Consider the following 10,830-nt stretch of genomic DNA (forward strand, 5'->3'; position numbering starts at 1 on the left):
CCGGGACGGGGCCCGGAACGCGGCCCGCCCTCGTCGCCGGGCTGGCGCGTCGCCGAACCGGCCCCGGCCCCGGTAGCGGCTTCGGGCCGCAGGCCCGGCTCGTCGGGGCTCCTGCCCGGACCGGGCGGTCGCGTGGTGGGCGGGGGCCCGGACGTGGGCGCGGACGGGGATCCGGACCGGGATCCGGACGGGGGCTTCGGCATGGCGGCAGACTGCCGGTCTCGCCCTCCCCCGGCCTAGACTTTCGGCTCCAGCCGAATCTTCATCATCCGTGGAGCGAGCCCGACCCATGCCGTACCACCTCCACTTCGGCGACGCGGACCCTCTGCGGATCCGGTTCGCGCTCTCGCCGCTCTGGGAGACGCACTCCGCCGTGCGCGTGCTCGCGCGCCCCCGTCAGCAGGGCTACCACCTGCCGTGGCTGCGGCGGATCCGGGGCGCGGCGGAGGGGCTCGAACTCGGGCCGCTGCACCTGCTGATGCCCCAGCGCGGGCACAGCCCCGACTTCCTCTACCCGCCGCCACTGGGCCCCGCCGCCTCCTTCGAGGAGGAGATCGCGGCCGTACGGGAGACCGACCCGGCCCTCGCCCGGGCCGACTTCGCGCGGGCGCTCGCCGAGAGCCCGGGCGCCGCCGCGAGCGACGAGGGGCGGCGGATGCTGGCCGATCCGGCGGGCGCCGTCGAGCGGCTCGCGGACCTGCTCCAGGCGGCCTGGGAGGCCCTGGTCGCGCCGGACTGGCCCCGGCTGCGGGCGCTCCTGGAGGCGGACGTGGCGTACCACTCGCGCAGGCTCGCGGAGGGCGGGCTCGAACGCCTCCTCGGCGAACTCCACCCCGGTTTCGACTGGACGTCGGACACCGCCACGCTCACCGTGGCGTACCGGGGCGAACACATCCGCGCCCTCGACGGCCAGGGCCTCGTCCTGGTGCCCTCCGTCTTCACCTGGCCCGACGTGGTGAGCGGCTTCGACCCGCCCTGGCAGCCGACAGTGGCGTACCCCGCGCGCGGGATCGGCGGCCTGTGGACCGAGTCCCCCGGCGACCGGACCCCCGAGGCGCTCGCCCGGCTGCTCGGACGGGCTCGCGCGGACGTACTGTGCGCGCTGGACGAACCGGCCGGCACGACGGCGCTCGCGCACCGCCTGGGCCTGGCCCCGTCCTCTGTCTCGGCGCACCTGTCGGTCCTTCGGGACGCGGGCCTGCTGACGTCCCGCCGCTATGGCCACCAGGTCCTGTACGAACGCACGCCGATCGGGATGGCCCTGACGGGGTCTCCGGTGTCGCACCCATCCACCGACTGACCGAGATGTAACGATGAGCCGGTGTTGTCCCGCACCCGCCCCAGCTCCCACTCCCGCCCCCGCTCCCGCCACACCGCACTCACCGCCCTGGCCACCACCCTGCTCCTGACCAGCCTGACCGGCTGCGGCGCCGGACCCGCCCAGACCCCCGTCGGCCCGCCGTCAACGCACGCCGAGTCCGTCGCCCCGACCGGCGGCTCCCCGTTCTGGGTGGACCCGGACAGCGACGCGGCCCGGCAGGTGCGGCAGTACGAGGAGGAGGGCCGCGCCGAGGACGCGCGGCTGCTCAAGCGGATCGCGGAACGGCCGGTCGCGGAGTGGCCGGCGGGTGACGATCCCGTACCGGACATCACCAAGGCGGTGCGCGGGGCCGCCGCCGACAAGCGGACCGTGGTGTTCGTCGCGTACAACATCCCGCACCGGGACTGCGGGATGTACTCGGCGGGCGGCTCGCACGACGGCCGGGCGTACCGCACCTGGGTCGACTCCTTCGCCTCCGCGATCGGGGACGCGCCCGCGGTCGTCGTCCTGGAGCCGGACGCGGTGCCGCACGTCGTGGACGGCTGCACGCCCGTCCAGTACCACCACGAGCGCTACGAGTTGCTCTCCGAGGCGATCGACCGGCTGAAGCGGCAGCCGAACACCCGGGTCTACCTGGACGCGGGCAACCCGGCCTGGATCGACGAGCCGGGCAAGCTGGTGGAACCCCTGCGCCGCGCCGGGATCGACCGGGCCGACGGCTTCTCCCTCAACGTCTCCAACTTCCAGACCAACGACACCGTGAAGGGCTTCGGCGCCAAGCTCTCCGGCCTGCTCGGCGGAACGCACTTCACCGTCGACACCAGCCGCAACGGCGACGGCCCCCTCCCGGGCGACCGGGAGCAGGCCTGGTGCAATCCACCGGGCCGCTCCCTCGGCGTCCCCCCGACCGACCGCACGGGCGACGAACTCGTCGACGCCTACCTCTGGATCAAACGCCCCGGCGACTCCGACGGCCCCTGCCGCGGCGGCCCGGCGGCCGGCACCTGGTGGCCCGACTACGCCCTGGGCCTGGCCCGCCGCGCGAAGGCCTGACCGGCTGAGGGCCCGAGCTAGACTCGCCGGCCATGGACGAAGGTGTGCGGGGCAGCTTCGAGGTGGACGGGCGCAGACTCTCCTACCTCGATTTCGGCGGGCCGGGCCCGGTTCTGATCACCCTGCACGGGCATTTCAGCGAGGGCGCGGACTTCGCTCCGCTGGCCGAGCGACTGGGCTCCTCATGGCGTGTGATCGCGCTCGACCAGCGGGGGCACGGCGAGTCCGACCGGGCCACCGACTACGAGCGCGGCGGCTACGTCGACGACGTCACGGCCCTCCTCGACCACCTCGGCCTTGCGGACGTCGCCCTGCTCGGTCACTCCCTGGGCGGCGCGAACGCCTACCAGTTCGCCGCCCGCCATCCCGACCGCGTCACCGCGCTCGTCGTCGAGGACGTCGGAGCGGTCTGCGACATCGACCTGACCTTCACGAAGAAACTGCCCGCCCACGCCGCGACCCGAGCCGGACTCGTCGAGGCCCTGGGCGCGGCGGCGCCGTACCTGGAGCGGACCTTCAGGGAGCGACCGGACGGCTGGGGCTTCTCCTTCGACACGGCCGACACGCTCCGGTCCCAGCAAGCACTCTCCGCCGACCACTGGCACGACTGGCTGAGCGTGCGATGCCCGACCCTGCTGATCCGAGGCACGCACAGCGACGAACTGTCGTCCGCCCACGCCCGCGACATGGCGGCGAAGCGCTCGATCCGCCTCGTCGAACTACCCGCCGGCCACGTAGTCCACCACGACCAGCCCGACGCCTTCGCCGAATCCGTCCAGCAGTTCCTGGCCTCGGAAGGTGGCGCGCAGGCCTGACCCTCACCCCACCTGGATCCACTTCGCCTCCGACGAGACGCCGTCCCCGTCCGTGACGAAGAGCATGTACCAGCCGGGTGGGACCAGGGTGCGGTCGGCGGGGACCTCCAGCGTGAGCGCGTCCTTTGTCTTTTTCAGGGGCAGTTCCACCGAGCGCTGTTCGACGTCCGTGGTGTGGGTGACCGCGCTCGGGCGCATCAGGCGGGCCTTCGTGATGCGGGAGGCGTCCTTCGTGTGGATCGTCACTCGGCCGTTCTCCTCCAGTTTCTGGGGGGCCTCGCCCAGGATCGGGCGGCTGGTGCCGGCGCGGTGGAGGGAGGGTGGGGTGAAGATCTCGATGCGCTGTTCGAAGCTGCCGAGCTTGGTGTTGGCCTGGTTGCCGTAGAGCGGGTCGGAGCCGAAGGTGGCGACGCGGCCGTCGGGGAGCAGCAGCGCCTCGGAGTGGTAGTTGCGGCCGACCGTCGGTTCGGCGGCGGCCGAGAAGGCGTTGGCGCGGGGGTCGTAGAACTGCGCCTTCAGGATGTCGCTGCCGCCGGAGCCCCGGTACCGCTCCGAGCCGCCGGTGGTGAAGACGGTGTCGTCGGGCATGAGGACGCTGCTGAGGTAGCGGGTGCCCTGGGGGAGGGACGGTCCGTCCGTGAAGGACGGTGTCTGCTTCGAGAGGTCGATGATCGACGTTCGGGCCGTGGACTTCGGGGATTCGCCGACCCCGCCGCCGCCGAGGACCATGACCTTCTGGGCCTGGACCGGCGGCAGCATCAGGGAGGCGGAGGTCTCCAGTTGGTCGGGGTCGGTCAGACCGTCCAGCTTGGTGAAGGTGTTCGTCCGCAGGTCCCACAGGCCCGGCTCGCGGCCCTTCTCGGCGGGGCCGTAGCCCGCGTTGGAGCCGGTGTACAGCAGATTGCCGCCCTTGGTGAGGAAGAGCGCCGGGTAGGTGGGGAAGTAGCGGAAGGGGCCCTTGGTCCACTTCTTGGTCTTGGGGTCGTAGATCTCGTTGTCGCCGGGGACGACGTCGCCGACGTCGTTGAGCCCGGAGACCGCGAGGACCTTGCCGTCCTGGAGGGTGACGAGCGTCGGGTACCAGCGGGCGTCCTTCATCGGGGCGACCGGGATGTACTTCTCCGCCTTCGGGTCGAACTCGTAGGCGCCCCTGATGCCCTGGAAGTCCTGCTTCTCGGTGGTGAGCCGCTGCGCGAGGCCGTAGACGTTGTCGGCGTCCTCGCCCTTGAGGCCGACGATCTCGTACTGCGCGGCCTGCGTGGTGAGCGCCTGCGCGCCCTCCTTCCTCGCCTCCACGAAGACCCGCGCCTCGGCGGCGGTGATCTTGGTCGTCCAGGGCTTCATCTGGCCGCTGCTGAAGTACGCGATCTCGAAGTCGCGCTTGGCCTTGGGGACCGTGACGTCGAACTTCGACACGTACTCGACCCCGGACGGGGAGCGGAAGACCGTGCCCTTCTTGAGCGTGACCGCCTTGTCGGGGCTCTCGTTCTTGACCCGCATCCCGCCGCCGGCCCGCTTGACCTCGCCTTCGAGGATCTCGTAGCGGGCGGTGCCGCCGGCCACCAGGAGGCGGCCGTCGGCGAGCTGGGTGTGGCCGGAGCAGAAGAAGTCCTCGGGGGTGGGGATCTTCTTGAAGGTGTTCTTCTTCGGGTCCCAGAGGATGGTGTCGAAGGTGCCCGAGTCGAAGTTCTTCTGGTCGTTGCCCGAGCCGGCGATGAGCAGCACCTTGCCGGTGTGCAGCAGCGCCGCGTGGATGGCGTTGACGCTGTGTCCGGCGGGGACGGAGACAGGCGCCCAGGAGCCGAACCTCTTCTTGTAGCCGGGCTGGGCGATCTTGTACGCGTGGTACTTCTCACCGACGAACGAGACCGCGGCCGGCGCGTTCAGGGCCGCGAGGACCACGACGGCGCCGCCGCCGAACAGCGTCTTCCTGAATTTCTTCGACGACCGGTGGGCCATGGCTCAGTTCCCTCCGGTCGTCGTGGGCGCGGGCGCGGTGGCCGCGGGCGGGTGCGGGGCGGCGGCGGCGCGGACCTCGACGGCCTCGTGCGCGGGGGTGAGGCGGCGGGCCCGGGTACGGGCACGGGCGCGGTCCCGCACCCGCCGGCTGCGCCGGTCGCGCAGGACGGTCCAGGCCCAGACGGCCACCGGGGCGAGGGAGATGATCAGGGCGAGCACGGCCCAGGTGCGCATGGCCGCGTGGGTGTGCCCGAAGTGGACGGAGGCGAGCAGCGAGGCGATCAGGACCGCCGCCCAGTACAGGTGGACCCGGAAGGTCAGGATCCGGTCGGGGCTGGCCTCGCCGCCCTTGGGGGTGACGACGAAACGGCCCCGGGTGCGCAGCACCGCCGAGCCGAGCGACTTGAGGTAGATCGGCGCGGAGAGCGCGGACATCGCCATGCCGGCCAGGCCGCCGGAGCCCTCGGGCTCGTGGGGCGAGACGTTGTGGCGCCGGTTCCAGAGGTAGAGGCCGATCTGCAGGGCGACCGCGTCGCTCCAGATCATCAGCCAGACCGAGGTGGAGACCTGGGTCCCGGACGCGCCGAGACAGAGGAAGAGGACGCAGCTAAGGATGCCGAGGAACCAGTTGATCGCCGTCATCGGGTAGTAGACGAGCATGAGCGTGTAGTTGAGGAAGCGGCCCGGCGGGACCCGGAAGGGGGTCTTCCAGTACTGCTTGATCAGCGTCTCGTACGTGCCACGGGACCAGCGCAGCTGCTGGGTGAAGAAGTCGGTCCAGGAGGCCGGGCCCTCGCCGACGGCGAGCACGTCGGGGGTGTAGACGGAGCGCCAGAAGTGGCCGGTGCCCGGGTTCTTCCTCCGGTGCAGCTCGAAGCCGGTGGCCATGTCCTCGGTGACGGAGTCGTAGAGACCGCCGACCTGCTTGACGGCGGAGATCCGTACGACGTTGTTGGTGCCGACGAACATGGGCGCGCGGTAGCGGTTGCCGGCCCGCTGGATCAGCGCGTGGAAGAGGAACTGCTGGGACTCGGCGGCCTTGGTGACGGGCGAGGTGTAGTTGCCGTAGACCTGCGGTCCGACGACGAAGGCGATGTCCGGGTCGCGGAAGAAGCCGAGCATCCGCTCCAGGAAGTTGGGGAGCGGTACGTGGTCGGTGTCGACGGAGGCGAAGAAGTCGTACGCGTCTCCGTGCATCGCGAGCCAGGCGTTGTAGTTGCCGTGCTTGGTGCGGGCCTTGTGGGCGCCCTTCCTGCGGTTCCACTCGGGTATCCCGGCCCGGGTGAAGTGCCTGACGCCCAGTTCGGCGCAGAGCGCCCTGGCGCGTTCGTCGTCGCCCTCGTCCAGGAGCCAGACGTCGAGCGTGCCCTCGTGCCGGAGGCGTACGGCCCCTTCGAGGGTGCGGCGGACCATGGCGAGCGGTTCCTTGCCGGGGACGTACGTGGTGAGGAAGGCGACCCGGGTGCCCTTCTCCGGGTACACGGGTATGGGGTCGCGCGCGACCATCGTGGCGTGCGCGATCGAGGTGACGTTCACGAGCATGAAGAAGCAGATGAGCCCGATCGACACGAGCATCACGGCGTCGAACCTGACGAGCCATCGGTCGCCGCCCTCCCGGACGGTCCAGTGGCTGGGCCAGACGAGGTAGACGAGCAGCAGCGCCGAGAGGACCGGCGCGAGGCTCATGAGAAGGACGGCGCGTATTCGGTGCGGCTCCTTCGAGAGCAGGCTCCGGTACTGCACCGTGTAGGCCGCCGTGCCCGGCTCCGCGAGCGGACCGGCGAGTCGGCTGTAGGTCTCGTAGTCGTAGCCTCTCGGCCGCACGGTGCCTCCAGCTGCCGTCGGACAGGTCGATACCCCCACAAAAGGGGAGAAGCATCGGCGTGTCGACTGGAGTACTCCGAGCGGGTTGTTCTCGACGCGCGTACGGGTGAGCCCCCGACCCAAAGGGGTCGGGGGCTCTTCCGTGCGGTAGTGCAGGCCGACGGCCGCTCAGCCGTTCAAGTGACGCTCGACGGTCGCGACTTTGGTCGTCAGTCCGTCGGTGACGCCGGGCCGGATGTCGGCCTTCAGCACGACCGACACCCGGGGAGCGCGCGCCTCGACGGCGGCGACGGCGCGCTTGACGACGTCCATGACCTCGTCCCACTCCCCCTCGATGGAGGTGAACATCGCGTCGGTACGGTTCGGCAGCCCCGACTCCCGTACGACCCGGACCGCGTCGGCCACGTACTCGCCGACCTCCTCACCGACCCCGAGCGGGGTGACCGAGAACGCGACGATCACGCGGCGTTCACCGTGCCGTCGCGGCGGGCGCGGGAGGCGATGACGGCGTCCGCGGCCTCGCGCTTGAGCTTGCGCTCGGCGAAGAAGCCGCCGAGGGGCAGGACGGAGAGCACGAAGTAGAGGGCGGCGGTCTTGAACTGCCACTTGGTGCGGTTCCAGGCGTCCAGCCAGAACAGCACGTACAGGATGAAGAGGATGCCGTGGATCGCGCCCATCACGGGCACGGCGTTGAACTCCGTGGTCCGCTTGAGCACCGAGCAGACCAGCAGCAGCAGGAAGGAGACGGCCTCCGGAGCGGAGACGAGTCGGAGGCGGTGGAGGGAGGAGGCGGTCTTGATGTCCACGGAGGGGGTCACCTTCGTTCGATCTTGTGTACGCGATCTTGTGAACGGATGCACAAGGGTGGGCGGGCTCCATTGTGCACGCCGACTTTGCTGACTCTTTATCCGGGGGGCCCGTAATCTCCCTTCGTGGCTACGTTCCGACTCCAAGGCAGCAAAGTGCTCGCCGTCTCCATGACCGGTGACGGCGTCAAGGCGAAAAACGGCTCCATGGTCGCCTACGACGGCCAGATGGCCTTCAAGAAGATGTCCGGCGGCGGTGAGGGCCTGCGCGGCATGGTCACCCGCAGGCTGACCGGCGAACAGATGGAGGTGATGGAGGTGAAGGGCCAGGGGACCTGCTGGTTCGCCGACCGCGCCTCCGAGATCAACCTCGTCTCCCTGCACGGCGACAAGCTCTACGTCGAGGCGAGCAACCTGCTCTGCACGGACGCGGGGCTGCGCACCGGCACGAGCTTCACCGGCATGCGCGGCGGCGCGACCGGCAACGGTCTCTTCACCACCACGATCGAGGGCACGGGCCAGGCGGCGATCATGTCCGACGGCCCGGCGGTGGTGCTGCGCGTGACCCCGCAGTACCCGCTCTCCGTCGACCCCGGCGCGTACGTCGCCCACCAGGGCAACCTCCAGCAGAGCTTCCAGTCCGGTGTGACGTTCCGCACGATCCTCGGCGAGGGCGGCGGCGAGGCGTTCCAGATCCGTTTCGAGGGCGACGGGCTCGTGTACGTCCAGCCGAGCGAGCGGAACACGATCGGGGGCGAACTGTGAGCGACGCACGCGCGGCCACTCGCCCGCAGACGACGACGATGGCCGCACCTCTGCGCCGCGCGGGCGGAGAAGCGAACGATCGAGGTGCAGCCTGATGCCGTTCCGCGAGATCAATTCGAGGGTGGTCGAGGCCCAGCTGATCCCCGGGCAGCGCATGTTCAGCCAACGCGGCGCGATGCTGGCCTACCGCGGCGACGTCACTTTCACGCCGAACATCGCCGGCGGCCAGGGCGGCGTGATGTCGATGCTCGGCCGCCGGGTGGCCGGCGAGGCGACGCCGCTGATGACCGTCGAGGGCAACGGCACGGTGATGTTCGGGCACGGCGGCCACCACATCCAGGTGATCCAGCTGACCGGCGACACCCTGTACGTGGAGGCCGACCGGCTCCTCGCCTTCGACGGCACCCTGCAGCAGGGCACGATGTTCATGGGCTCCCAGGGCGGGGTCATGGGCATGGTGCGCGGCCAGGTGACCGGCCAGGGGCTCTTCACCACCACGCTCAAGGGCCACGGCGCGGTCGCCGTGATGGCGCACGGCGGCGTGATCGAGCTGCCGATCACCCCGGGGCGCGCGGTCCACGTGGACCCGCAGGCGTACGTCGCGCACCACGGCGACGTACGGAACAAGCTCTCGACCGCGCTCGGCTGGCGCGACATGGTCGGGCGCGGCTCGGGCGAGGCGTTCCAGCTGGAGCTGAGCGGCAGTGGTGCGGTGTACGTGCAGGCCTCGGAGGAGAAGCTGTGACCGGTCCCGTCGTGCTCGACCCGCACTCGCTCCCGTCCGACGACAACGTCAATCCGTACACCTTCTGCGTGGAGCTCAAGGGCTCCCAGTGGTTCCTGCAGAAGGGGAAGATGATCGCCTACTACGGGCGGATCGACTTCAACGGCATCGGCCACGGGCGCCTGGACCGGCTGGTCCGTACGTCCTTCCACTCGCCGCTGCACGCGAGCGACTGGGTGGTGGCGGAGGGCAGCGGCAAGATGCTGCTGGCCGACCGGGCCTTCGACGTGAACTCGTTCGACCTGGACGAGGGCAATCTGACGATCCGCTCGGGGAACCTGCTGGCGTACCAGCCGACGCTGGCGCTGAAGCAGTCGATCGTGCCGGGGTTCGTGACGCTGATCGGCACGGGCAAGTTCGTGGCGGCGTCGAACGGCCCGGTGGTCTTCATGGAGCCGCCGATGCGGGTGGACCCGCAGGCGCTGGTCGGCTGGGCGGACTGCCCGTCCCCGTGCCACCACTACGACCACGGCTACATGACGGGCGTGATGGGCGGCGTCCGGGCGCTGACGGGGATCGGCGGCACCTCGGGCGAGGAGCATCAGTTCGAGTTCGTCGGAGCGGGTACGGTACTGCTCCAGTCGAGCGAGCTGCTGATGGCCGAACGGGCGATCGGCGAGGTGGGCGGGCAGCCCGGTGTCCCGGGCGGTGTTCCCGGGGCGCACGGTTCCGGCCATGGGGCGCACGGCCAGGCACCGCGCCTTCCCGGACAGCTCGGGGACCTCCAGCGGCGCTTCGGGCTGTAGCCGGTAGTCTGCGGAGTGTGACGCCCTCGAACATCTGCACCCAGTTTCGTCGGGCCCGGGTGCCTGGCGTCACACTCCGTACGCTCACCGACTTCGTCCAGAATTCAACTTCTTAGGTAGAATCCATACATGGAGACCGAGACGGCCACCCCCTGGCTCACCGATGCCGAACAGTGCGCGTGGCGCACGTACCTGGACGTCTTCCGGATGCTGACGTACCAGTTGGAGAAGGACCTCCAGCCCTTCGGCCTGACCATGAACGACTACGAGATCCTGGTGAACCTCTCGGAGTCGGCGGAACGGCGGCTGCGCATGAGCGACCTCGCCACGGCGACGCTGCAGTCCAAGAGCCGGCTCTCGCACCAGATCACCCGCATGGAGAACGCGGGGTTCGTGCGCCGCGTCAACTGCGAGTCGGACCGGCGCGGGCTCTACGCGGTCCTGACCGACGAGGGCATGGAGACCATGCGCAAGGTGGCGCCCCACCACGTGGAGTCCGTGCGCAAGCACTTCATCGACCAGCTCACCCCGGACGCCCTCGGCGACCTCCACGAGTCCCTGAAGCCGGTCGCGGACCAGCTGCGGGGCCGCCGCGGCAAGCCGTAGGACCCTGAGCACAGCAACGAGGGGCCCCGGTGCGCGCTGCGCACCGGGGCACCACCCGCTGCCCCGAGAAGGTGCCCGAGAGCTAGGCCACGAAGAGGTCCCCCCCCGCGTACGGGTACTGATCGAACGCCACGATGCCGTCCGCCAGGGC

11 protein-coding genes are annotated in these 10,830 nt (G+C 70.5%); 7 read left to right on the forward strand and 4 right to left on the reverse strand.

The window, feature by feature from the left end:
• Positions 1 to 289 precede the first annotated feature (289 nt).
• The 3 genes from ACFWRO_RS12175 to ACFWRO_RS12185 are packed head-to-tail and all read left to right on the forward strand — an operon-like array spanning position 290 to position 3,189.
• Positions 290 to 1,300, forward strand: coding sequence for a DUF5937 family protein (locus ACFWRO_RS12175; protein ID WP_384508170.1), 1,011 nt, complete (start codon positions 290 to 292; stop codon positions 1,298 to 1,300).
• Between the two features lie 21 nt (positions 1,301 to 1,321).
• Positions 1,322 to 2,374, forward strand: a complete 1,053-nt coding sequence (locus ACFWRO_RS12180; protein ID WP_384508173.1) for a glycoside hydrolase family 6 protein — start codon at positions 1,322 to 1,324, stop codon at positions 2,372 to 2,374.
• Positions 2,375 to 2,406: 32 nt separating this feature from the next.
• On the forward strand, positions 2,407 to 3,189 hold the full coding sequence (locus tag ACFWRO_RS12185; protein WP_384508175.1) for an alpha/beta fold hydrolase: 783 nt from the start codon (positions 2,407 to 2,409) through the stop codon (positions 3,187 to 3,189).
• Between the two features lie 3 nt (positions 3,190 to 3,192).
• Here ACFWRO_RS12185 and ACFWRO_RS12190 read toward each other — a convergent pair whose 3' ends face one another.
• The 4 genes from ACFWRO_RS12190 to ACFWRO_RS12205 all read right to left on the reverse strand — a co-directional run bounded on the left by ACFWRO_RS12190 (position 3,193) and on the right by ACFWRO_RS12205 (position 7,778).
• Positions 3,193 to 5,148 (reverse strand): galactose oxidase-like domain-containing protein, encoded by a 1,956-nt coding sequence (locus ACFWRO_RS12190; RefSeq protein WP_384508178.1) that lies wholly within the window; start codon positions 5,146 to 5,148, stop codon positions 3,193 to 3,195.
• Positions 5,149 to 5,151: 3 nt separating this feature from the next.
• Positions 5,152 to 6,972: a glycosyltransferase family 2 protein gene (locus ACFWRO_RS12195; protein WP_384508181.1), complete on the reverse strand. Its 1,821-nt coding sequence runs from the start codon at positions 6,970 to 6,972 to the stop codon at positions 5,152 to 5,154.
• Between the two features lie 168 nt (positions 6,973 to 7,140).
• Positions 7,141 to 7,434, reverse strand: coding sequence for an MTH1187 family thiamine-binding protein (locus tag ACFWRO_RS12200; RefSeq protein ID WP_384508184.1), 294 nt, complete (start codon positions 7,432 to 7,434; stop codon positions 7,141 to 7,143).
• Positions 7,431 to 7,778, reverse strand: coding sequence for a DUF3817 domain-containing protein (locus ACFWRO_RS12205; protein WP_384508187.1), 348 nt, complete (start codon positions 7,776 to 7,778; stop codon positions 7,431 to 7,433). The genes ACFWRO_RS12200 and ACFWRO_RS12205 overlap by 4 nt, the downstream gene beginning before the upstream one ends.
• Positions 7,779 to 7,904: 126 nt before the next feature.
• On the opposite strand from ACFWRO_RS12205, the gene ACFWRO_RS12210 reads away from it, so the two are divergent.
• The 4 genes from ACFWRO_RS12210 to ACFWRO_RS12225 all read left to right on the forward strand — a co-directional run bounded on the left by ACFWRO_RS12210 (position 7,905) and on the right by ACFWRO_RS12225 (position 10,679).
• Positions 7,905 to 8,543, forward strand: coding sequence for an AIM24 family protein (locus ACFWRO_RS12210; RefSeq protein WP_384508190.1), 639 nt, complete (start codon positions 7,905 to 7,907; stop codon positions 8,541 to 8,543).
• 94 nt (positions 8,544 to 8,637) lie between these two features.
• A complete protein-coding gene (locus ACFWRO_RS12215; RefSeq protein WP_384508193.1) occupies positions 8,638 to 9,288 on the forward strand; it encodes an AIM24 family protein in 651 nt (216 codons plus the stop codon).
• Positions 9,285 to 10,073 carry an AIM24 family protein gene (locus tag ACFWRO_RS12220; protein WP_384508196.1) on the forward strand — a complete coding sequence of 263 codons (789 nt, stop codon included), beginning with the start codon at positions 9,285 to 9,287 and terminating at the stop codon, positions 10,071 to 10,073. The genes ACFWRO_RS12215 and ACFWRO_RS12220 overlap by 4 nt, the downstream gene beginning before the upstream one ends.
• 129 nt (positions 10,074 to 10,202) lie before the next feature.
• A complete protein-coding gene (locus ACFWRO_RS12225; RefSeq protein ID WP_384508199.1) occupies positions 10,203 to 10,679 on the forward strand; it encodes a MarR family winged helix-turn-helix transcriptional regulator in 477 nt (158 codons plus the stop codon).
• Positions 10,680 to 10,830: the final 151 nt, after the last annotated feature.

The organism is Streptomyces sp. NPDC058579 (assembly GCF_042718575.1).
GTDB lineage: Bacteria > Actinomycetota > Actinomycetes > Streptomycetales > Streptomycetaceae > Streptomyces.